Genomic DNA, 23,226 nt, shown 5'->3' on the forward strand with positions numbered 1-23,226 from the left:
TGGCTACTTGTAGTCCTTGAGCATCTTGCGATAGGCGTCGCCGGTGGCGGCGGCCGCCTTGGCCGGGCTGGTCTTGCCGGACAGCACGTTGGCCATCTGCAGGCGGATCGGCTCGAAGAGCGCGTTGCCCTGGGCGATCCACGGTCGTTCGACGGCCTTGTCGACGGCCGGCTTGAAGAACCTCACCATCTGGTTGTCCGCCACGGCCGGAACCTTGTAGACGGACGCGCGGGTGGGCAGCAGGCTCAGCTTCTCGGTCGTCTGCTGCTGCACCTTGGCCGAGCTCATGTACTTCACGAAGGCGTAGGAGGCGTCGAGGTTCTCGGACCCGGCGTACACGGACAGGTTCCATCCGCCCTGGGGCGAGCCCTGTCCGGTGCTGCCGGCCGGGACGGGGGCGACCCCGAGGTTGGCGGCGTCCTTGAACTCGGCTCCTGCCTTGACGTCCTCGATGGCCCACGGACCGTTGAGCATCATGGCGACCTTGCCCGACTTGAAGGCGTTCTCCATGTTGTTCCAGCCGTCGGACGCGTCGGTGATGGCGGCCTTGCTGTCCACCAGGTCCTTGAGGACCTGGTACGCCCTCACCCCGGCCGCGTCGTCGACGGTGACGGTCTTCTTCTCGGCGTCGACCAGGTTGCCGCCCTCGCCGTACAGGTAGGGAAGGAACCAGTAGGGGTCGTCGCCGCGCAGATAGAGGCCGGTCGCGCCGGTCTTCCTGGATATCCGCGTGGCCGCCGCCGTCAGTTCGGCGACGGAGGCGGGGACCTCGACACCGGCCTCGCGTAACAGCTTCTTGTTGTAGAAGAGGGCCAAGGTGTCGATCACCTGGGGAACCGCGTAGGTCTTCCCCTCGTACTCGGTGCTCGCCGCGGCCTGCGGGAGGTAGTCCGTCTCCTCATCGAGGGCGGCGGTGCCGTCGAGCGGCGCGAGATAGCCGATGCTCGCGAAGTCCGCGACCCAGGCGACCTCCGTGCGCATCACGTCCGGGGCGCCGGAGTTGCCGCCGGCCGCGTTCTTGAACTTGGCGTTCGCCTCGCCGAAGGGGACGTTGACGTACTTGACGTCGACCTTCGGGTGTTCCTTCTCGAAGCCTTCCGCGAGGGCCTGGTAGGTCGCCTTCTCCGCCTCGTTGGAGGTGTCCCAGAAGGTGACGGTTCCCGAAAGCTCCCCGCCCGAGCCGCCCGCGCCGCCCTGACCGTCGTCGTTCCCGCCGCACGCCGTCGTCGTCATGGCCAGGGTCGTGAACAGCGCGGTGGCAGCAATGCCACGCCGCATATGAACTCCTAGGGGTGGTCCCGGAAATGGGCGGAGGCGTGGACGCCTCACGCGGCCGCTTCTGCGCGGCGCCGGGGTTGTCAGGAACGTAACAGGATCGAAAAGCACACCGAAAGACCTTGCTGCATTTTGCTGCAAGCAGTTTCAGCCATTGTGCTGCGCTCTGTGACACCTGCGGACGGGCGGAGCGGCGGGGACGAGGGAGCCGGACTCGCGGGCATCGCGTGTAGTCGCCCCATGCCCAGGCGTAGTGGGCGCGGTGACGGCCGACGGGTACAGTGCGATGCCATGACCACGCGGCTTGCCGACATCGCAACCCAGGCGGGCGTCAGCAAGGCCACCGTCAGCCGCGTGCTCAACGGCGCGCGCGGAGTGGCCTCGGGCACCCGCGATTCCGTCCTCGAGGCACTCGACGCACTGGGCTACGAGCATCCGCTGAGGCAGCGTCGGGCGGAGCTCGTCGGCCTGATCACCCCGGAGCTCGACAATCCCGTCTTTCCCGCGCTGGCCCAGGTGATGGGGCAGGCGCTGACCCGGCAGGGGTACACGCCCGTCCTGGCGACCCAGACGCCGGGCGGGTCGACCGAGGACGAACTCACGGAGATGCTCGTCGACCGAGGGGCGTCCGGCATCATCTTCGTCTCGGGACTGCACGCCGACACCAGTGCCGACAGCGGGCGGTACGACCGGCTGCACGAACAGCGCGTGCCCTTCGTGCTGGTCAACGGATTCTCGCCGGCGATCGAGGCACCCTTCGTCTCCCCGGACGACCGCGCGGCCATGCGGCTGGCCGTGGCACATCTGGCGGAGCTGGGGCACCGGCGCATCGGCCTTGCCGTGGGGCCCGGGCGCTTTGTGCCGGTGCGGCGCAAGATCGAGGGGTTCCTGGCCGGTCTGCGTGAGCAACTGGGGCTGTCCGCGGGGGAGTCGCATGACCTGGTCGAGCACTCCCTCTTCTCCCTGGAGGGCGGTCAGGCCGCGGCCGCCGCCCTGATCGGCAGAGGATGCACGGCCGTCGTGTGCGCCAGCGACATGATGGCCCTCGGCGCCGTGCGGGCCGCACGGCAGCAGGGTCTGCGGGTGCCCGGCGACATCTCGGTCATCGGCTTCGACGACTCGCCGCTCATCGCCTTCACCGACCCGCCCCTCACCACCATCAGACAGCCCGTCAAGTCCATGGGGCAGGTCGCTGTGGACGCGCTCCTGGAGGAGATGGCCGGTACGCCCCCGCCCCGCACCGAATTCGTCTTCATGCCGGAACTGGTCGTACGAGGCTCCACCGCCGCCGGTCCGCGAAACGGGCAGCTCTCCGGGGACCGGCGCGGGCCGGACAGGTACACGGCCGACTGACACGCGCCGGATCGACGACCGCCGTCCGCCACAGTCCCATAGCGCCACACGCTCAGAGCGCCGCGAACAACGGGCGCCACCAGTCCGCGTGACGCTTGTACCACTCCGCGGTGTCGGCGAGGGCCGTCGTGAAGTCGATGAGCGGCCGGTACCCGAGCTCGGCGGTGATCTTGCCGTGGTCGACCGCGTACCGCCGGTCGTGTCCCTTGCGGTCCCGCACGTGCACGATCCGTTCGGGACCCGCGCCGCACAGCTCCAGCAGCCGGTGCGTCAGCTCCAGATTGGGCAACGAGGTGCCGCCGCCGATGTTGTAGATCTCTCCGGGGCGCCCCGCCGACCGGACGAGTTCGACGGCCCGGACGTGGTCATCGACATGCAGCCAGTCGCGTACGTACCGTCCGTCGCCGTAGAGCGGGACGCCGGCCCCGGACAGCAGACAGGCCAGGAAGCGCGGGATGAGCTTCTCGGGGTGCTGGTGGGGGCCGAAGTTGTTCGAGCAGCGGGTCACCCGCACGTCCAGGCCGTGCGTGTGGTGGTGGGCGAGAGCGATCAGGTCCGAGGCCGCCTTCGACGCCGCGTACGGCGAGGTCGGACGCAGCTGGTCGCTCTCCTTCGCAGCCCCGTGCGGCAGTGACCCGTACACCTCGTCGGTGGAGATGTGCACGAAGGTGCGCAGCCCGTGGCGGAGCGCGGCGTCGAGCAGGACCTGGGTGCCCAGCACGTTGGTACGGGTGAAGGAGCCGCCGTCGGTGATGGAGCGGTCGACGTGCGACTCGGCGGCGAAGTGCACGATCTGGTCGTGCCGCGCGGCCAGGTCGTCCACCAGCTCCGTGTCGCACACATCGCCCTGGACGAAGGTGAAGGCCGGGTGCTCGCGCACCGCGCGGAGCCGGGCGAGGCTGCCGGCATAGGTGAGTCTGTCGAGGACGGTCACCGCCGTGACCCCCGAGGCCGCGGGGGACAGGAGGTGACGGACATAGGCCGAGCCGATGAAACCCGCTCCGCCGGTGACGAGGATCGTTGCGTTCATGAAGGGAGATACACCTTGCTGTGGTCGCCGATCACCAGCCGGTGAGCCTGCGGGAGTCGGGGAGCGGGACGGACGACGGCGCCACGGCCGATGAGGGAGCCCTCGATCCGCGACGCCCCCTCCACCTGCGCGCCGGGCAGCAGGACCGAGTACTCGATGGCGCTGTCCTCGACCCGGCAGTCCTCCCCGATGGAGGTGTACGGGCCGACGCTGGAGTTGCTGACGACGGCACCCGCGCCGATGACCACCGGCCCCACCACGCGCGACCCGCGCACGATCGCGCCCTCGGCCACACGCACCCGGCCGACCAGGGTGCTGCGGGAGTCCACCTTGCCCTCGACGCTGCCTTCGAGGCTGTCCAGGACATGCCGGTTGACCTCCAGCAGGTCCTCGACGCTGCCGGTGTCGCGCCAGGGCCGGGTGGTCGTGTCGGCGCGTACCCGCATCCCGCGGTCGATCAACCACTGCACGGCGTGGGTGATCTCCAGTTCGCCGCGCGCGGAGGGTGTGATGGCCCGTACCGCCTCGTGCACGGCGGGGCTGAAGGCGTACACGCCGATGAGCGCGAGCGCGCTGCGGGGGGCGTCGGGCTTCTCCTCCAGGCGCAGCACGTTCCCCTCGGGGTCGACCTCCGCGACTCCGAAGGCGGACGGGTCGGCGACCGGGGTGAGCAGCAGCCGGGCCGCCGAGGGGGTGGCCGCCGCGAGACGGGCGAAGTCGGTGACGTCCTGCTGGAGGTAGTTGTCCCCGAGGTACAGCAGGAAGTCGTCGTCGCCCAGGAAGTCCCGGGCGATGAGCACCGCGTGGGCGAGACCGAGCGGACGGGGCTGGTGCAGGTAGGTGATGCGTAAGCCGAACCCGGTGCCGTCGCCGGTCAGTTCGCGGATGTCCCGGGCGTGCGCGCCGACCACGATGCCGACGTCGCGGATGCCGGCCGAGGCCAGGGACTCCAGGGCGTAGAACAGCACGGGTTTGTTGGCGATCGGGAGTAGTTGCTTGGCGCCGGTGTGGGTGAACGGCCTGAGTCTGCTGCCGGTGCCACCCGCCAGGACCAGTGCTTTCACCTCGACCTCCGGCGGGGCGGGCCGATCTGGGGGCGTGTCCTCACAGGTCCCTCCTCGGAGCATGAGGCGTGGGTGTCGCCGCAAGCACCTCGACTCAATCAGAGGTCGACAAAACCCCGCAAGCTCTTTCTGAAACATCCCGCAAAAGCTTGCGAACCGCTCGGGTCCGGTGTTTGACTCGGCGCCGTGCCGCCAACGGGGGTGTGCCACACCGCAGTTCGCCGACAGGCGGACCCAGTCGGGCCGACGAACGGGGGCAGCAGTGACAGATGTCCGGCAGACACAGCGACGGGAACGGCAGACACAGCAACTGGCCCGGGAGGCCCGGCATCTGGCGCCGGGCGCCTCCGAGGAGGCCGTCCACGGACGCCGGGTCTTCGCCGAGGGACGCGGCCCCGTCCTGACCGACCTCGACGGCAACCAGTACCTCGACTTCGCCGCCGGGACGCTCACACAGTCCCTCGGCCACGGCCACCCGGAGGTGGTCGAGGCGCTCACCGCACAGGCCCGCCGGCTGTGGAACGTCCACGACAGCGCCACACCCGAGCGCGCCGAACTCCTCGAACTGCTGGCCAGGCTGCTGCCCGAGCGCCTGGACACCTTCGCGTTCTTCTCCACCGGCGCGGAGGTGGTCGAGGCCGCCCTGCGCGTGGTGCAGGCGACCGCGCCACCCGGCCGCAACCGCGTCGGCGCACTGCGGCACGGCTTCCACGGCAAGACCATGGGCGCCCGGATGCTCGTGCACTGGGACATCGGCCATCAGTCCTTCAGCGGCAACAGCGTGCTCGGGTACAGCCCGTACTGCTACCGGTGCCCGCTCGGCCTGGAGTACCCCTCGTGCGACGTGCGGTGCGCCGCGCTCGTGTGCCGGCACATCGCCGACAAGCCCAACGTCTCCGCGCTGGTCTTCGAGCCCGTCCTCGGCGCGGCCGGAGTGATCGTGCCGCCCCCGGGCTACTGGGAGCGCATCACGCAGGCCGCCGCGGACGGCGGCGTCCTCCTCGTCGCGGACGAGGTCCTGACCGGCGGCGGCCGCACGGGTGCCTTCCTCGCCAGCGAACGGTTCGGCATCGAGCCGGACCTGGCGATGCTGTCCAAGGGCACCGCGAGCGGGTTCCCCTTCGCCGTCCTCGCCGGCCGCGGCGAACTGCTGCGCAGACCGGAAGCCGCCACCACGGGCGCGTACGCCTCGACGTACGCGAGCAATCCGCTGGGGATCGCCGCCGCCCGCGCCACCCTCGAAGTCGTCGAACGCGACCGGCTGATCGAGCGCGTCCAGGTCCTCGGCGACATCATGGAGAACCGCCTCCGCGCCCTGGAGTCCCGCATCCCCCAGCTGGGCCAGGTCCGCGGCCTCGGGCTGCTGTGGGGGCTGGAGTTCGTCACCGACCCCGCCGGCCGCACCCCCGCACCTGACATCGCCCGCGCCGTCTACGCGACCGCCCTCGACCTTGGCCTGCGCACCTCCCTCGGCGGCCACATCCTGCGCCTGGCACCGCCGTTCACCCTCGACGAGGCCCTGCTCGACGAGGGCTTACGCCTGCTGGGACAGGCCATCGAGAAGGTGATCGCGTGATCGTGGCGGAGCGCCTCGTCAAGGAGTTCCGGCTGGCCGAACGCGAACCCGGTCTGCGCGGCAGCCTGCGCACCCTCTTCACCCGCGAGTACCGCGTCGTACGCGCCGTCGACGACGTCTCCTTCGAGATACCGGCCGGCACCAGGACCGCCTACATCGGCGCCAACGGAGCGGGCAAGTCGACCACCATCAAGATGCTGACCGGCATCATGACCCCCACCTCCGGCCGCTGCCTGGTCAACGGGCTGGAGCCCTACCGGCACCGGCAGCGCAACGCCCGCGCCATCGGCGTCGTCTTCGGCCAGCGCAGCCAGCTGTGGTGGGACCTGTCGGTACCCGACTCCTTCCGCATCCTGCGCCGCATCTACGACATCCCCGAACCGGTCTACCGGCGCAACCTCACGCTGTTCCGGGAACTCCTCGACATCGACGCCCTGGGCACCACGCCCGTACGGCAGCTCAGCCTCGGCCAGCGCATGCGCGCGGAGATCGCGGCGAGCCTGCTGCACGACCCCGCCGTGCTGTTCTGGGACGAGCCGACGATCGGCCTCGACATGGTGCTCAAGGACGCGGTGCGCCATCTGGTCAACCGCGCCCACCGGGAGCTGGGCACCACCGTCGTACTGACCAGCCACGACATCGCCGACATCGCGGCGATCTGCGACGACGCCCTGGTCGTCGACCACGGCCGGGTCGTCCACCAGGGCACCCTGACCGACCTGCTGCGCACGGCCGACCACCGCTCGGTCGTCTTCGACCACCGGGACGGCACCGCACCCGCGGCGGCCCGGGAGCGCATCGAGGTGGGCCTTCCCGGAGTGCGTGCCGCACCGGACGACCGCGGCCGTATCCGCGTCGACTACCCGACCGGCCGCTACACCTCCCGGGAGGTCCTCGCCTTCCTGCTGGACCGCTTCGACCTCGCCGACTGGTACGCCCCCGAACCCGGCCTGGAGGATGTGCTGCGCGAGATCTACGGCCGCTCCCGGGTGCCCGGACCCGCACACGAGGACGCGGCATGATCACTCGCGCCCGCCGCTATCTGCCGTTCACCACCAGCGGCCTTCAGTCCCTGCTCCAGTACCGCTCCATGTTCGCGATGACGGCCGTGACGGCGGCCGCCGGGGCGGCGGTCACCGTCTTCCTGTGGCGCGCCGTGTACGAGGGCACCCCCGGCCGCGGCCCCGGCGGCTTCACCGTGGGGGACATCACCACCTACCTGCTGATGGCCCAGATCCTTCAGGTGCTGCACACCAACCGGGTGGACGACGAGGTCGCGGCCGAGGTGTACCGGGGCGACGTCGCGGTCATGCTCGTGCGCCCCGTGAGCTACCCGGTGATGCGGTTCTTCGCCTGCCTGCCCGTGGTCGGGGCCAACGCCGTGCTGGTCGCGCTGCCGGTGCTCGCCCTGTTCGCCCTGCTCGTCCCGCTCACCGCGCCCAGGCCGGCGGACCTGCTGCTGTTCGCCGTCTCCACCGCGCTCTCGGTGCTGCTGGCGTTCTGCGTGAACCTGCTGACCGGCATGACCGGGTTCCTCACCACCAACACCTGGGGGGTGCGGATGGTCAAGCAGAGCGTCGTCGCCTTCTTCGCCGGACAGCTCGTCCCCATCGCGCTGATGCCGGACGCGCTGGCGACGATCGCGCGGGTCCTGCCCTTCCGCGGCATGGTCGACGGCCCGCTGACCCTGCTGCTGGGCCGCTACGGCGGCTGGGCCGACGCCATGTGGCTGCTGGCCCGGCAAGTGGCCTGGGCAGCCGGACTGTCGCTGCTGTGCGCCGCGCTGTGGCGCGCCGCCCTGGGACGGCTGGAGGTGCTCGGCGGATGACCCGCACCATGGCGCGCTACCTGCGGCTCTCCTTCTTCCTCGGCGGCGTCGGCCTGCACCGGCTGGCCGCCTACCGCACCGACTTCTTCCTCGGCGCGGGCGCCTTCCTGGTGCGGGTCGGCATCCAGACGGCGGTCGTCGGCCTGGTGTTCCGGCAGGTGCCCGCCGTGGGTGGCTGGTCGTACCACGAGGTGCTGTTCCTGCTGGGGTTCTCCCTGCTGCCCCGCGGCCTGGACCACCTCTTCACCGACCAGCTGTGGGAACTGGGCCGCAAGCTCATCCAGCGCGGCGAGTTCTACCGCTATCTCGTCCGGCCGGTCGACCCCCTGTTCTCCCTGCTGTCGGAGCGCTTCTTCCACCCCGACGGGCTCGGCGAACTCGTCGTCGGGGCCGTACTGGTGGGCTACGCCGGAGCCGAACTGGACCTGTCCCTCACCCCCCTCCAATGGGCCCTGGCTCCCGCGCTGGTGCTGTGCGGCGCCCTGCTGCACACCGCGGTGAAACTGCTCTTCGCCTCGCTGTCCTTCTGGACCGTGACGAGCCTGCCGGCGATGTACGCGGCCAACCAGGTGTCGGAGTTCTCCGCCTACCCGCTGGACATCTACCACCCCTCGCTGAAGGCCCTGCTCACCTGGGTCCTGCCCTTCGCCTTCACCGCCTACGTGCCGAGCGTCTATCTGCTCACCGGGACCACCGGCCTGCTCGGCTGGATGCCGGTGGTGACCGCCGGCGCCCTGGCGCTCGCCCTGACCGTCTGGCGCCGCGGCGTCAACCGATACGAGATGACCGGGAGTTGAGCCGGGCGTGATACGGAACGACGATCTGGGCGCCCTGCTGCGCACGGCCCCGTGGATGCCGGAGGACGGCCGGCGCGCCGAGCGCTTCGAGCGGGACGACCACGTCGAACTCACCGCCGCCGCCCACCTGTTGGTCGTGGCAGCGGTCGGCGGACCCGCCTCCGGGCAGCGCTGGTTCGTGCCGGTCAGGCAGCTGACGGGCGGCATCGGCCTCGAAGAGGCGCACGGCTCACAGGCGTTCGACGCCGCCGCACTGGACGCCGTCTGCGCCGGGGACCGGCTGCGCACGGACCGCGGCGGCCTCGTGCTGTTCCGCGGCGCGGGACTCACCGCGCGCAAGGTGCGCCCGCTGCCCTTCGAGCGCGGCTGGTCCTCCAACGCCCTGTCGCTGGTGGAGAACGACGGCACCGCCTACGTCCACAAGACCTACCGGCGCCTGGACGAGACCGTCCGCGAACCGGAACTGCTACGGCTGCTGAACGGCACCGGCCGCACCCCCGACTGGGCCGGCGACTACACGTATGTCGACCCCGCCGACGGCACCCACCACCCCCTGGGCGTCTTCTACCGGTACGCGCCCGGCGACGGCTTGGACCTGCCGCTCCGGCAGAGCATGCGCTCGCTGTGGCCGAAGCTGACCGGCGCCCGGGCCCCCCACGTGCTCGACGACGCGGTACGGGCACACCTGCGCCCACTGGAGCGGAACCTGCGGGAGGCAGGACGGTTCCTCGCCGGGTTCCACCGCGATCTGGCCGCCGGCCTCGGCGCGCGTACCGCACCGCCGTATCCGGTACGGGAGGTGCTCGCCCGGACCACCGCCCGTACGGCCGAACTCGCCTCAGCGGACATCGGCCTGCCCCCCACCGCCCGCGCCGCGGCCTTCACGGCCCTGGCGGAGGAGACCGCCGACCTGCGGTCCGCCTTCGACGCCGCCCCGGCGGGTTTCGCCTCCGGACCCTGCCACGGCGACCTGCACCTGTCACACCTGCTGTGCCGGCCCCGGGACGACGGGAGCTGGTCGATGAACGTGATCGACCTGTCCACCCCCGCCCTCGACCCGCACGACGCGGGATGGGCCGCGCAATCGCCGGTACAGGACCTCGTCGCCGTCCAGCGCGCACTGGAGTACTTCACCGCCGACGAGGCGGCCTTCGAGAGCGCGCGGCGCCTGGGCATCGACTCCTTCGACACCATGCGGGGCGCGCTCGACGGCGCCGACGACTGGCCACCCGAACCCCGCGCCGTGCTGCGGCAGGTCTTCCACGCCGCCGACGTCTGGCGGGCGCGGGTCCTGCGGCTGCTCCTCGGCACGGCGGCCACCGACCCCCTGCGCCGCCTGCTGTACCTGGGCCGACTGCTGCACGAACTCGCCTACAACATCGACCACGCCCGTCCCTACCACGCCGCGATCGACCTGCGCCACGCCCGCACGCTCGGCGCCCGCACCCCGGCCTCGACCATTCCAGCTAGGACGTGAACGTGACCGAGTCCCGCATGCACATCATCGAGACCTACTTCGAATGCTGCGGTTTCGACCACACCTTCCTCCAGGGCGGCACCTCGGTGTACCTGTGGAACCTGTCCCGGGCGTTCGCCGCCCGCGGCCACCGGGTCTCCCTCGTCACCCCCGCACACGGCAGGCTCGACGACCTGCGCCGCAGGTACCAGGTGGAGGACCTCGACTACGCCGACGAGTACGAACTGCCCCTGGCCCTCGACCCGGACGTGTGGCACGGATTCCCCGCCGAGGAGCACCTGCGCCTGCGCACCACCGCGCACCGCATCCGGCTCGACGGGGTGGACCTGTACTTCCTCTCCAACGAGCAGCTCGACCGGCTCCCGGACACCTTCTACCCGCCGTACTCCACCAAGGGCCGGGACCTGGTCTTCTTCAAACCGCTGGTCTTCCAGGTGGACAGCGTGCGCTTCCTGCGCCACTGGTTCGGCGAGGAGAAGGCGCTGGTCCACGCCCACGAGCCCTACTACCACTACCTGCTGCCGCCCGCGCTGCGCGACGACCCGCTGAAACTCGTCGTCAGCACGGTCCAGAGCAACATGCCGATCGCCAAGAAGGTCTACGCGCCCGAGGTCCGCGGACTCCTCCGCCTCCTGGGCGCCGAACACCACCTCCCGCCCGAGGACCCCGCGGCCGGGCCGGAGCTGGAAGCGGTGCGCCAGTACCAGCAACTGACCCATCTGCACTACGAGTACCCGCCCGACCACGTCGCCCCCTACCGGCTGGTCCTGGAGAACGCCGATCTGATCGACTTCCTCTCACCCGGCCAGCTCGACTTCTACGCCTCCTTCCGGGACACCCCCTTCGAAGCACTCTTCGCGCACCTCCCCATCGCCCGCACCGTCCGGGAGAACGCGCACAAGATGTTCGTCGGAGGCTGCGCGATCTCCGACGAGTGGCTCGCCCGGGATCCGCAAGAGGTCGACGGGGCACGGGTGTTGGGGGACCTCGGGCTGGACCCCGCGCTGCCGACCTTCTTCCACAACGCGCGCTACGCCCTGAACCACAAGGGCCAGCTGGAGCTGATGCGCGCCGTGGACCGGGTACTGGGCGAGGGGCTCGCCGCCAACTTCGTGGTGCGCTGCATCTCCGGCGCCCCCCTCGACGACCCGTACTTCCGCGAGGTCGCCGAACGCCATCGCGGACGGCTCCACCTGGAGTCGGAGCGGGTGGACGAGCGACGGGTGTTCGAGTACGCGGCGGCCGCCGACTTCTGCCTCTTCCCGTCCAAGTTCGAGATGGACACCTTCCTCATCGCCCAGGGCGAGGCGATGGTCTGCGGCGCGGTGCCCGTCGCCACGGCCCAGGAGGGCATGGCGCACTTCCTGCACGCCCGGCCGGAGCCGGAGAGCACCGGCTTCGCCGTCAACCGCTCCTTCACCGAGGACGACCCCCTGCTCACCGACGCGCTCGTCGCGCGCATCCGCGAGGCGGTCACACTGTGGTCGGCGGACCCGGCCCGCCACCGGGAGCTGTCGGCCCGCGCGGCGACGGTCGCCCGGCAGTTCACCTGGGAACACTGCGCGGACCTGCACCTGGCCGCGTTCGGCCGGCTGTGGCGGGGCGAGCCGGCCGTGCTGCCCGCCGAACGGGCCCTGCGGCACGGCTGGTTCGACCTGCTGAAGGACGAGGAGATCACCACGCGGGCGGCGCTGTCGCACGGTGACCTGGCGGCGTACGAACGCCGGGCACCGCTCGACGAGTCGGCAGCACGACGCTTCTTCCGGACCGCCTGGGAGCGGGCCGACTTCGCCACCTGCGAGCAGGTCGTGGACCGCTTCCCGGCCGCCGCGACCGCAGCGGAGACGCGGAACCTGCGGGAGCGCTGCTCGGCCGCCCCCGACGGCACCCTCGTCTACCGCCTGCCGCACGCCCAGCGGGTCGAGACGGTGACGCCCGCCGTGCGCGGCACGGCGACCCGGGCGCTGCCCGAGGTGCGCGCCCTGCGGCGCACCGCACCCGGCGAGTTCGCGGGACCTCCGCCCGAACCGGGAGCCAGGCTGCTGCTGACGCTGGCCTCCGGCCGGGTCACCTGGGACGAGGTCCGGCATGGCTGAGCGGGAAGGAGTGCGCGCCGTCCTGCTCGCGGGCGGCGAGGGACGCCGCATGGGGTCCCTGGGCGCCGGACGCCTCAAGCCGCTCGTCCCGTACGGCGGCACCTGCCGACTGATCGACTTCAGCCTCCACAACGCGCGTGCCTCGGGGCTGGGGGAGGTGCTGCTGCTGTCCCAGTACGAGGAGCGCCGGCTGATGGACGACCTGCACCGGGTGTGGAACCGTCAGGCCGGTTTCCGGGTGCGCTTCGGGCCGTACGACGACGCCTACCGGGCCGCGGGCGGCGCGCTCCCCGGCGAACTGCCCGAACGCACCTGGCCGGCCGAGCGGGGCACCGCGGACGCCCTGATCCGCAAGGCCGCCCATGTCTTCGGCCCGGGCCGCGAGCAGGTGCTCGTCCTGCACGCCGACCATGTGTACCGGTACGACTACGGGCCGCTGATCGCGGAGCACCGCGCCTCAGGGGCCGCCCTGACCGTGGCCTACCAGCGCATCGAACGCCGCTGGGTCCACCTGTTCGGGATGGTCCGATTCGACGACGACGGCCGGCTCACGGAGTTCGTGGAGAAGCCCGCCGAACCCACCAGCGACCTGGTGTTCGCCGCGTTCTGCGTCTTCGACGCCGAGGTGCTCCACCGCTACCTGGAGAAACTGGACGGCACCGGCTGGCAGCACGACATCAGCCGGGACGTCATCCCGGCGATGCTCGCGGCCGGCGAGCACATCCGCGGCCACGAGGTGGCCGGGCACTGGGCGGACATCGGCACCGTCGAGCGCTACCACCGGGCACATCTGACGCTCGCCGCCGCCGGACCTCGGGCCGCGCTTCCGAGTGAACGGATGCCCCGCACGATCCGGCCCGAGGTGGATCGCGGCTGGGTGGCCGACGCCTCCGGTGTGGTCGCGTCGTTGGTCCCTGCGGACCTCGTCAACGAAGGCCGAGTGGAGCACAGCGTGCTCTTCCCCGGCGTACGCGTCGGGGCGGGCGCACGGGTCCGGCGCAGCGTGGTGCTGCCCGGCGCCGTGATCCGCCCCGGTCAGGACATCGACTCGGCGGTGGTCCTGGAGAACGGACATGTGCAGCGGGTCGAGGACACCGCGGCCGTCATGGAAGGAACCCGTACATGAGCCTGCCCAACTACGACGTCCTGGTGGTCGGCGGAGCCGGTGTGGACACCGTCGTGCGCGTCGACGCGCTGCGGATCCCGCCCGGCGACTCGCTGCACGTGCCCCCGGTGTACGACTACGTGGCACACACCGGCAACGGAGTGGCGCTCGGCTGGCACAACCTGGGCCTGACGACGAAGTTCATCGACTTCCTCGGCGACGACCCGCAGGGCCACGCGGTGCTCGCCGCCTACGCCGGGCACGGGCTCGACTTCAGTCACGTGCTCTCCGAGAGCGGCACGCCGCGCGGCATCAACCTGGTCGACGCGCAGGGCCGCCGCTTCTCCTTCTACGACTCCCGGCACCCGGCGGACCTCCGGCTGCCCCGGGCCTTCTACCTGCCGCACCTGGAGCGGGCGCGCCATGTCCACCTGTCCATCGTCGGACACAACCGTGACCTGTACGAGGACATCCACCGGCTGGGCCTGACCAGCTCCACCGACCTGCACGACTGGGACGGCGTCAACCCCCACCACCGCACCTACGCCCACTCCTCCGACTACGTCTTCATGAGCGCCGCGGCCATCCACGACCGGCTCGACGAGGTGCTGCACGGCATCCTCGACGAGGGCCGCGCCCGCTTCGTCGTCGCCACCGACGGGGCGGCCGGCTGCCATCTGCTGGTGCGCGGCGAGGCGAAGGTGCGGCACTTCCCCGCGGTGCGGCCCGAGCGGCCGGTGGTCGACTCCAACGGCGCCGGCGACGCCTTCGTCACCGCCTTCCTCCACGCCCACCTGGAAGGCCGGCCGATGGACGAGTGCGTCCTGGCCGGGTCGGTGTCGGGAGCGTTCGCCTGTGCCGGCGCCGGCACCCACACCGAGTTCATCGACCTGCCCGGCCTGCGCGCGGCCTGCGCCCGCGCGAGCACGGCGGAGTGAGGGAGCGCCCCGGGTGCACATCATCAACTTCTCCTTCGAATGCGGTGGCTTCGACGACCGGCTGATGCGCGGCGGCCTCTCCCCGCTCGTCTGGAACCTCTCCCGCGAGTACGCCGCACGCGGCCACCGCGTCTCCCTGATCACTCCCGCGCACGGCCACCTGAAGGCGCTGGGGGAGCGGTACGACGTACGGGAACTCGACTACCGCGACACGCACACGGTGCCGCTGGTGCCGGACCCCAAGGTGTGGCCGGACCAGCCCGCCGAGATCCCGCTGGCCCTCGACACCCGTGCGCATCTGCTGCGGCTGGACGGCGTGGACGTGTACCTGCTGTCCGACGCCCACCTCGACCTGCTGCCGGACCGGCTCTACCCGCCCCCGGCCACCGAGGGACGCGACCTGGCGTTCTTCAAGCCGCTGGTGTTCCAGGTGGACGGCCTGCGGTTCCTGCGGCGGTACCTGGGGAACGGGCCCGCGATCGTGCACGGTTTCGAGCCCGCCTACCACTGCCTGCTGCCCGCGGTCCTCGCCGACGACGACCGCTACCGGACGGTGAGCACGGTCGCCGCGAACGCCCCGGTCACCCAGAAGGTGTACCGGCCGCAGGTGGAACGGCTCCTGGAACTGTTCGGCGTACACGGCGCGGACCTCGACGCGCTCGACGGGCCGCCACCCGCCGAGGACACCCCGGCGGCCACCATGGCCCGGGCGCTGGCCGGTACCCGGATGCACATCGAGCACGGCCCGGACCACGTCGGTGTGTTCCCGCTGATCGCCGCCGACGCGGATCTGATCGACTTCGTCTCCCCGGGCCAGCGCGAGCACTACGTCACCTGGGCGGACACCCCGGTCGAGGCCCTGTTCGCCGCACTGCCCGTCGCCCGCCGGCTGCGCGAACGCGCGGACCGGCTCGTGGCCGGCGGATGCGGCATCGCGGACAGCTGGCTGGCACGCGACCCCCAGGCCGTGGACCGGGCGGCGGTCCGCCGTCAGCTGGGCCTGGACGTGTCCGGGCCGGTCTTCTACCACGCGGCCCGCTACGCGGTGCATCACAAGGGCCAGTTGGAGCTGATGCGGGCCGTGGAGGAGGTGGTGGCCGACGACCCGGACGTCGGGTTCGTGATCCGCTGCGCGACCGGGGGCGGCGGGGACGGTCCTGCGGTCGTCGCGAACGCCGCGTTCCAGCGGCTCGCCGACCGGCACCCGGGCCAGGTGCACCTGGACTGGCGGCTCGCCGACGAGGAGACGCTCTTCAGCCAGGCCGCGAGCGCAGACTTCTGCCTCTTCCCCTCCAAGTACGAGCTGGACGGCTTCCTCATCGCCCAGGCCGAGGCCATGGCCTGCGGTGCCGTGCCCGTCGCCACGGCCCAGCGGGTGACCTCCCACTTCGGTCACCAGCGGCCCCTCGACGACCCGGACGCGACCGGCTTGTCGGTGCCCGGTTCCTTCCGCGACGACGACCAGGATCTGGCCCGTGCCCTCACGGAGCGAATACGCGAGGCCGTGACGGTCTTCCGCACGGCCCCGGACACCTACGCCCGACTGTCGGGCAACGCCCGCCGCCTGGGCCGCTCGTTCACCTGGGCACGCAGCGCCGAGGTGCGCCTCGCGGCCTACGAGCGGCTCCTGCGCGGAGAGCGGACACGGCTCCCGGTCCGCGAACTGGTCGAGCGGGGCTGGCTGGACGTGCTGCCCTCCGCCGCCCACACCGAACACCGGGACCTGATCATCCGGGCGGCGACGGAACGCGGTGACGCCGACGCCCTCGCCCGCGCCCTCGGGTGCGACATCGGCGACCTGGACCCGGACACCTGGGAGCGGCTGTTCACATCGGCGTACCGCAGGGCGGACTTCGCCCGCTGTGCCCAACTGGCCCGGCGGGCCGTGCGGCCCGACCTGAGCGCCCGGCTGGAAAGCCGCTTCCGCCTCGCAGCCCAGCCGGACGGCACCTGGCGGGTGCGCTACGCCCACCCCGAAGCGGCTCGGGTGGAGCTGGTGGCCGACGCACCCCTGACGCCACCGGCCGGGACCACCACGAACGAGAGCGTGCCGGTCGCCGCGCTGGAGTCCGATGCCGAGATCCTCGCCTCGGACGAACCGGCACCCCCCGCCACCGGCGCCGCCCTGCGGCCGCTGACCGCCGACGGCGACGGCGTGTTCACCGGGACCCTGGACGGGCCGCCCGTCGCGGGCCACGCCGTGGCCATGGTCACGCTGCGCTCCGGCCGGGTCGTATGGGACGCCGTAGCGGCCCGTACGCCCGCGTTCCGGGTGGTGGCGACCGACCTGGACGGAACGCTGCTGCGCACCGACATGACGGTGTCCGCGCGGACCCGACGGGCCCTGGACCTGGTCGCCGCGTCCGGCGCCCATCATCTGGTGGTCACCGGACGGCCGGCGGTGGCCTGCAAGGACATCCTGGAGAACCTCGGCTACCAGGGGCTCGCGGTGTGCGGCCAGGGCGCGCAGTTGTACGACGCGGGAGCCGACCGGCTGCTGTCCTCGCTGTCACTGGACCGCGACCTCGCCCGCAGCGTCGTGGACCGGGTCGAGGCGGCGCTCGGCCGGCTCGAACTGGGCATCGTCACCTCACCGCCCCAGAGCCGGTTCAAGGTCACCGAGGGCTTCGGGGAGCGGGTCCGCCACGGCTGGGACCTGACCACCGACCGTGACCTGCTGTGGACCACGCCCATCGACAAGCTGATCCTGCATCACCCGGAGGTCGACGAGGACCGGCTGGCGGCCGTCACCCGTGAGCTGACGGACGGCGAGGTGAGCGTGGTGCACTCCGTCAAGGGCATGGTGGAGGTGCTGCCCGCGGGCACGGACAAGGGCACCGGCGTCGCGCGCGCCGCCGAACTGCTGGGATGCACCGGCGCCGACGCCGTGGCCTTCGGCGACATGCCCAACGACATCCCGCTGCTGGCCTGGGCCGCGCACGGAGTCGCCGTCGCGGGCGCCCATCACGATCTGCGGGCCATGGCCGACGAAGTGGCCCCCGGCAACGACGAGGACGGAGTCGCCTCCGTCCTTGAACGCCTCTTCACTCCGGCGGAGGGAGGACCGTGACCCCGCGCACCCCGCCCGACGCCCCGCTGCGGGAACTGGCCCGCGCGCACGGCGTGAGCACCGAGTACACCACCGACCGGGGTCACCGGGTCACCGTCGCCGCGGACACTCTGGTCTCTGTGCTGGCCGCGTGCGGCGTGGACGCGAGCACACCGGACACGGCCAGGCAAGCCCTCGCCGCCCGGCGCGCGGCGGACACGCACCGGCTGCTGCCGGCCTGTGCCGTGGTCCGCGCGGGCTCGGTCCCGTCCCTGCGGATGCCACCCGGCGCCGAGGCCCGCGTCGCACTGGAGGGCGGGGGCGAGGGGTCGCTCACCGCACCCCTGCCACCCGGCGCACACGTCCTCCAGGTGCGGGCCGGCCGACGCCAGGCGTCCGCACCGCTGCTGGCGGTGCCCGATAGCGTTCCCGCGCCCGAGCGACGCGGCTGGGGCTTCCTGATCCAGCTGTACTCGGTGCTCTCCCGCAGATCCTGGGGCATGGGCGACCTGGCCGACCTCGCGGAACTGGCCGCCTGGTCAGGCCGTGAACTGGGCGCCGCCTTCGTACAGTTGGGGCCGCTGCACGCGGTGGAACCCGGACCGCTGCCCGACCCCTCACCGTACCGGCCGAGTTCGCGGCGCTTCGCGGATCCGATGCACGTGCGCGTGGAGGACGTGCCGGAGTACCGGTATCTGTACGGCGAGGCCCGCCGTGCGGTGGACGCCCGCGCCGCCCGGGCCCGGGTGCTCAACGAGCGCGTGCTGCGCGGCGAGTCGCTGATCGACCGCGAGAGCGTGCGTGCCCTCAAGCACCAGGCGCTGCGCCGGGTGTACGAGGTGCCGTCGACGCCCGGTCGCCTGGCGGCACTGGAGGCCTTCGTCGCTCGGGAGGGCGAGGACCTGACGGACTTCGCGACCTGGTGCGCGCTGGCCGAGGTGCACGGCGGCGCCTGGCGCTCCTGGCCCGACGGGCTGCGTGACCCGCGCTCGCCGCAGGTGGCCGCGGCACGGGCGGAACTCGCCGAGGCCGTGGCGTTCCACCAGTGGCTGGCGTGGATCACCGACGAGCAGCTCGCCGCGGCGCAACGGGCGGCGAAGGACGCGGGCATGGACATCGGCCTGGTGCACGACCTCGCGGTGGGCGTCGCGCCCGAGGGGGCCGACGCCTGGGCGCTCCAGCACTGCCTGGCCGACCGGATGAGCGTCGGGGCCCCACCGGACGACTTCAACCCGCTCGGCCAGGACTGGGGCCAGCCGCCGTGGCGGCCCGACGCCCTGGCCGCCGAAGGGTACCGGCCGCTCGCCGGGCTGCTCCGGGCCGGCATGCGCCACGCCGGTGCCCTGCGCGTGGACCACGTCATGGGCCTGTTCCGGCTGTGGTGGGTGCCCGAGGGCCGACCGCCGTCCGAGGGGACGTACGTCCGCTACGACGCCGAGGCCATGCTCGGCGTGCTGCTGCTGGAGGCACACCGGGCCGGGGTCGCGGTGATCGGCGAGGACCTCGGCACCGTTGAGGGCGGAGTCCGTGAGCGGTTGGCCGCGCGCGGGGTCCTCGGCACCTCGGTGCAGCGCTTCGAGTACCAGGGCGGGTCCGAGGGACGGCACGGCCCGCTGCCGCCGGAGCGGTGGCGCGCGAACTGTCTGGCCACGCTGACCACCCACGACCTGCCGACCACCGCGGCCTGGCTGACCGGCGAGCACGTCGACCTGCGTGCCCGGCTGGGCCTGCTGACCCGCCCGGAAGCCGAGGAGAAGGCGGAGGCGGCGGCCGAACGGGACGGATGGCTGGCGGAGCTGCGCCGGCTGGGGCTGCTGCCCGACGCCGAGGGCGAGACCGTCGCCCTGCACCGTTTCCTGACCCGTACACCGTCGACGCTGCTCGGGGTGTGGCTGCCGGACGCCACCGGCGACCGCCGGCCCCAGAACCTTCCCGGCACCGCGGACGTGCACCCCAACTGGCGGCTGCCGGTGGCGGACCGGCACGGCCGGCCGGTTCCGCTGGAAGACCTTCCTGGCCATCCCGACGTACAGGCCGTCGCCCGCGTGTTCACCGGCGGCGGACCGAACGCAACGAAGACCGAGGAGAGAGATGTCAGGCCAGGCCCTTGCGCGAGTTGAGGGAGTCCGTGAGGACTCCGGAGGCTTCGACCTGCTGGCACCGGACGGCACGCAGTACCGCGTGGACGTCACCGACGGAGTGTTCGACCCGCACAACCCGCTGCTCGCCGGGTACGTGGCGGGACGCCGTGTGGTCGCCTTCGTCGGCCCCACCGTGGACCGCCTCTACGGCGATCGGTTGCGCGCCTACCTCGACGCCCGGCTGGAACCGGGTAGTTGGAGTGTGCACACCGTCGACAGCGGCGAACGGAGCAAGACACTGGCGTCGGTGGAGCGGGTGTGCGCCGTCGCCAAGACGACCGGCCTCGACCGCCACGGGGTGATGCTGGCCGTGGGCGGCGGGATCGTCGCCGACGTCGTGGGCTTCGCCGCCTCGATGTACTCCCGCGGCATCCGCTACATCAAGGTCAACACCACACTGGTGGGACAGGTGGACGTGGGCGTCGGGGTGAAGACCGGCGTCAACGCCCTGAACACCAAGAACATGTTCGGCGCCTACCACCCCGCGCACGCCTCGCTCAACGACCCGGCCCTGCTCGCCACCCTGCCGGCGAGGGAGATCCGCTGCGGCCTGGCGGAGATCGTGAAGATGGCCGTGATCCTCGACCCCGACCTGTTCCAGGCGCTGGAGGAACACCCGGACGCCTTCCAGCGCTCCTCCGACGGCGCCTTGGAGACGTACATCGTGCGCACCTCCATGCGACTGATGATGGAAGAGCTGTGCCCCAACCTCAGGGAGCACGACCTGGCCCGGCTCGTCGACTTCGGGCACACCTTCAGCCCGGTGATCGAGACAGCGGGCGGCCACCGCCTGGAGCACGGCGAGGCGGTCGCCGTCGACATGGCCCTGTCGGCACACCTGGCCCGGCTGCTGGGGCTCGTCGACGAGGAGAGCTGCGAGCGGGTGGTGAACCTGCTGCGCCGCATCGGCCTGCCCGTGTTCGACCCGGACACCTGCACACCCGAGCTGATGACGCAGGCACTCAGGGCGTCCTGGCAGCGCCGGGGACGCAAGCTGCACCTGGTGGTGCCGACCGGCATCGGCAAGGCGGACTTCGTGGAGCAGCTGGAGGACATCCCCACCGACGTGCTGCGGGCCGCACTGGACGCCCTGGCGCATGAGGGAGGCACGCGATGAGCGCCGACGACGTGGTGAACCTCGACCAGCTCCTGACGGGCAAGGAGCACGACCACGGCGGGCTCGGCACGATCCTCGCCCACCGCGTGTTCACCCGTGCCGAGGGTGCCCCCGGAGCGGAGTTCATCGACATCGCCGTGCTGCCCCCCGGCACGTCCATAGGGCGCCACCGGCACGGCCGGGACCGCGAGACGTACATCGTGCTCAGCGGCAGCGGCCTGATGCACCGGGACGGAGCGGAGTTCCGCGTCGGTGCCGGCGACGTCGTCGTCAACCGTCCCTACGGAGAACACGGCCTCGTGAACGACTCGGCCGCCGAACTGTGGCTTCTTGTCTTCGAGGAGGAGCTCCATGACCATCCCGCAGTCTGAATTCGCAGCCGGTGACGGCGTGTTCACGGTGCTCGACGTGGGAGGCACGACGCTGCGCACCGCAAGCTACGACCCGGCGACGGAGACCCTCTCCCGGGTGCGCCGGGTACCGGTCGAGGGCATGGTCCGCCATCCGCGGGACTCCGTGGCCGCCCTCCAGGGCCGAGTCGTGGACCAGATCGTCCAGGAGACGGCCCGGCACGCCGGCACTTCCCCGCCCCAGGCCGTCGGCGTGGCCTTCGCCGGACCGATCTCGGCCGGCGGCCTCGTCCTGGCCGCTCCCACGGTATGGGGGCGGCGCGGCCACCCGCTGCCGCTCGGGCGGCTGCTGACGGAGCGGATCGGTACGCCGGTCGTGGTCGTCAACGACCTGACCGCCGCCGCGTGGCGCTACGCGGCGACCGAGACCGAGCCGTTCTGTCTGCTGACGGTCAGCTCCGGCATCGGCAACAAGGTCTTCCGGGGCGGCGAGGTGCTGCTGGACGCGGACGGACACGGCGGTGAACTCGGCCACTGGGTGTGCGACCCCGCTCCGACGGCACCCCTGTGCGACTGCGGTGGGCGCGGCCATCTCGGCGCCATCGCGTCCGGGCGGGGCGTGCTGGCCGCGGCCCGCCGCGCGGCGGACGCCGATCCGACGGGCTTCGCCCGCTCCCGGCTCGCCGTCCTGTGCGACGGCCGCGCCGACGCCGTCGACAACCCGGCGATCGCCGCCGCGGTGCGGGAGAGCGACGCGTTCACCACGCGGGTGCTGCGCGGCACTCTCACTCACCTCGCGCAGGCGGTGGGTGCCGTGTTCACGTCGATCGGGGTGTGCCGGTACATCCTGGTGGGCGGTTTCGCCCTCGCGGTCGGCGAACGCTACCGGGAGCTGCTGGTGGACGAACTGGTACGGCTGGGCTGCTTCGGGCTCGACGCGGACGCGGTCGACGCTCTGGTGTCGCTGGGCAGACCGGACGACGACCACGGTCTGATCGGTGTCGGCAGGCTGCTGGCCCACCGCATGTCGCGGCCCGTCCCGGCAGGCGCGCGATGAGCGCCGGAGGAACGCTCGTCGTGGGCGGTGGCTTCGTGGGCACGGCTGTCGCGCGACGGCTGGCCGAGCGAGGCGAGGCCGTGACCGTCACCTCACGGCGCCGTCCCGGCCATCTGCCGGACACCCGTGGCGTGCGGTGGCAGGCCCTGGACGCCACCGACGCCGAAGCGTGCGACCGGCTGTCGGCCCGGCTGAGACCGCGGCGTGTGGTCCTGGTGCACGGCCCGTCCGACGTCACCTGGTGCGAGGAGCACCCGGAGCGGGCCGTCGCGGCACACACCGCGGCGGCTGCCAACCTCGCCGCGGCGGCGGGGGACGCGCGTCTGCTGATGATCTCCACCGACAACGTCTTCGACGGGTCCCGCCCCGGCAACACCGAGGACACCCCGCCCTCGCCGGCCAACGCCTACGGCCGCGCCAAGCTACGCACGGAGGAACGTCTTCTCGGCGCTGCCGCGGACGTGGTGGTGCTGCGGGTCAGCCTCGTCTACGGCCATGAACCGGCGGACGCCGGCAAATGGCTCAACTTCTTCGCCGCGTGCGCGCACCGGCTGCTGCGCGGCGAGCCCGTCACGGCGCCGCACGATCAGTGGACGACGCCGGCGCACGTGGACGACGTCGCGGAGGTGACGGCGGCGGTCCTGTGCACCGAGGCACCCGTCCCGCCGGTCCTGCACCTCGGCGGCCCGGATCGGGTGAGCCGTGCCGCGTGGGCCTCGGTCGTCGCCGAGGAGGTGGGAGCGCCGCCGCAGCTGGTCGTTCCGACACCGCGGGCCGGCACCCGGTACGCCTCCCGCCCGGAGAACACCTGCCTGCGCAGCTCCCTGCTCGGCCGACTGCCGGCCACGGAGGCGATCGCCGTACGCGGAGTGCGCGAGGGCGCCCGAAGCCTGGCGGCGGCGTTCGGGACCGAGTGCTGAACTCACCGTCGATATTCGCTTGCGCACCCTCGTCACGCGGGTCAACGTCGCCT

Annotated in this window: 18 protein-coding genes; 15 read left to right on the plus strand and 3 right to left on the minus strand. The window is 72.1% G+C overall.

All coding sequences use genetic code 11. From position 1 onward, the window contains the following. Positions 1 to 3 precede the first annotated feature (3 nt). Entirely contained in the window at positions 4 to 1,278 is a 1,275-nt protein-coding gene (locus tag ACFU95_RS35260; protein WP_383836485.1) for an extracellular solute-binding protein, read from the minus strand. Between the two features lie 288 nt (positions 1,279 to 1,566). On the opposite strand from ACFU95_RS35260, the gene ACFU95_RS35265 reads away from it, so the two are divergent. Beyond that, complete coding sequence (locus ACFU95_RS35265) at positions 1,567 to 2,628, plus strand: LacI family DNA-binding transcriptional regulator (RefSeq protein WP_383836488.1); 1,062 nt, start codon at positions 1,567 to 1,569, stop codon at positions 2,626 to 2,628. A gap of 52 nt (positions 2,629 to 2,680) precedes the next feature. Here ACFU95_RS35265 and rfbB read toward each other — a convergent pair whose 3' ends face one another. Together rfbB and ACFU95_RS35275 are read right to left on the minus strand one after the other, a co-directional pair. Then, positions 2,681 to 3,658 carry a dTDP-glucose 4,6-dehydratase gene (gene rfbB, locus ACFU95_RS35270; protein WP_383836491.1) on the minus strand — a complete coding sequence of 326 codons (978 nt, stop codon included), beginning with the start codon at positions 3,656 to 3,658 and terminating at the stop codon, positions 2,681 to 2,683. After that, positions 3,655 to 4,722, minus strand: coding sequence for a glucose-1-phosphate thymidylyltransferase (locus tag ACFU95_RS35275; RefSeq protein WP_383836494.1), 1,068 nt, complete (start codon positions 4,720 to 4,722; stop codon positions 3,655 to 3,657). The genes rfbB and ACFU95_RS35275 overlap by 4 nt, the downstream gene beginning before the upstream one ends. Before the next feature lie 262 nt (positions 4,723 to 4,984). Between ACFU95_RS35275 and ACFU95_RS35280 the strand changes: the two genes are divergently transcribed. Genes ACFU95_RS35280 through ACFU95_RS35345 form a run of 14 tightly spaced genes read left to right on the plus strand, consistent with a single transcriptional unit; the run spans position 4,985 to position 23,173 of the window. Next, entirely contained in the window at positions 4,985 to 6,298 is a 1,314-nt protein-coding gene (locus ACFU95_RS35280; RefSeq protein WP_383836497.1) for an aspartate aminotransferase family protein, read from the plus strand. Beyond that, positions 6,295 to 7,320 carry an ATP-binding cassette domain-containing protein gene (locus ACFU95_RS35285; RefSeq protein WP_383836500.1) on the plus strand — a complete coding sequence of 342 codons (1,026 nt, stop codon included), beginning with the start codon at positions 6,295 to 6,297 and terminating at the stop codon, positions 7,318 to 7,320. Before ACFU95_RS35280 ends, ACFU95_RS35285 begins: the two co-directional genes overlap by 4 nt. Further along, on the plus strand, positions 7,317 to 8,126 hold the full coding sequence (locus ACFU95_RS35290) for an ABC transporter permease (protein WP_383836503.1): 810 nt from the start codon (positions 7,317 to 7,319) through the stop codon (positions 8,124 to 8,126). The genes ACFU95_RS35285 and ACFU95_RS35290 overlap by 4 nt, the downstream gene beginning before the upstream one ends. Continuing rightward, positions 8,123 to 8,923: an ABC transporter permease gene (locus ACFU95_RS35295; RefSeq protein WP_383836506.1), complete on the plus strand. Its 801-nt coding sequence runs from the start codon at positions 8,123 to 8,125 to the stop codon at positions 8,921 to 8,923. Before ACFU95_RS35290 ends, ACFU95_RS35295 begins: the two co-directional genes overlap by 4 nt. 7 nt (positions 8,924 to 8,930) lie before the next feature. Continuing rightward, positions 8,931 to 10,400, plus strand: coding sequence for a hypothetical protein (locus ACFU95_RS35300; RefSeq protein WP_383836509.1), 1,470 nt, complete (start codon positions 8,931 to 8,933; stop codon positions 10,398 to 10,400). Positions 10,401 to 10,402: 2 nt separating this feature from the next. After that, positions 10,403 to 12,496 carry a glycosyltransferase gene (locus ACFU95_RS35305; protein ID WP_383836512.1) on the plus strand — a complete coding sequence of 698 codons (2,094 nt, stop codon included), beginning with the start codon at positions 10,403 to 10,405 and terminating at the stop codon, positions 12,494 to 12,496. After that, entirely contained in the window at positions 12,489 to 13,622 is a 1,134-nt protein-coding gene (locus ACFU95_RS35310) for a sugar phosphate nucleotidyltransferase (RefSeq protein WP_383836514.1), read from the plus strand. The genes ACFU95_RS35305 and ACFU95_RS35310 overlap by 8 nt, the downstream gene beginning before the upstream one ends. Next, a complete protein-coding gene (locus ACFU95_RS35315) occupies positions 13,619 to 14,539 on the plus strand; it encodes a carbohydrate kinase family protein (protein WP_383836517.1) in 921 nt (306 codons plus the stop codon). Before ACFU95_RS35310 ends, ACFU95_RS35315 begins: the two co-directional genes overlap by 4 nt. Positions 14,540 to 14,552: 13 nt before the next feature. Further along, positions 14,553 to 17,609 (plus strand): HAD-IIB family hydrolase, encoded by a 3,057-nt coding sequence (locus ACFU95_RS35320; protein ID WP_383836520.1) that lies wholly within the window; start codon positions 14,553 to 14,555, stop codon positions 17,607 to 17,609. Further along, a complete protein-coding gene (malQ, locus tag ACFU95_RS35325; RefSeq protein ID WP_383836523.1) occupies positions 17,606 to 19,708 on the plus strand; it encodes a 4-alpha-glucanotransferase in 2,103 nt (700 codons plus the stop codon). Before ACFU95_RS35320 ends, malQ begins: the two co-directional genes overlap by 4 nt. Then, a complete protein-coding gene (locus ACFU95_RS35330) occupies positions 19,680 to 20,846 on the plus strand; it encodes a sedoheptulose 7-phosphate cyclase (protein WP_383836526.1) in 1,167 nt (388 codons plus the stop codon). The genes malQ and ACFU95_RS35330 overlap by 29 nt, the downstream gene beginning before the upstream one ends. Continuing rightward, positions 20,843 to 21,217, plus strand: a complete 375-nt coding sequence (locus tag ACFU95_RS35335; RefSeq protein ID WP_383836529.1) for a cupin domain-containing protein — start codon at positions 20,843 to 20,845, stop codon at positions 21,215 to 21,217. The genes ACFU95_RS35330 and ACFU95_RS35335 overlap by 4 nt, the downstream gene beginning before the upstream one ends. Next, the gene (locus ACFU95_RS35340) at positions 21,198 to 22,253 is read left to right on the plus strand and encodes an ROK family protein (protein ID WP_383836532.1); all 1,056 of its coding nucleotides are present in this window, start codon (positions 21,198 to 21,200) and stop codon (positions 22,251 to 22,253) included. Before ACFU95_RS35335 ends, ACFU95_RS35340 begins: the two co-directional genes overlap by 20 nt. Further along, positions 22,250 to 23,173: an SDR family oxidoreductase gene (locus tag ACFU95_RS35345; protein ID WP_383836535.1), complete on the plus strand. Its 924-nt coding sequence runs from the start codon at positions 22,250 to 22,252 to the stop codon at positions 23,171 to 23,173. Before ACFU95_RS35340 ends, ACFU95_RS35345 begins: the two co-directional genes overlap by 4 nt. Positions 23,174 to 23,226 lie beyond the last annotated feature (53 nt).

The organism is Streptomyces sp. NPDC057623 (assembly GCF_042800355.1).
Lineage (GTDB): Bacteria > Actinomycetota > Actinomycetes > Streptomycetales > Streptomycetaceae > Streptomyces.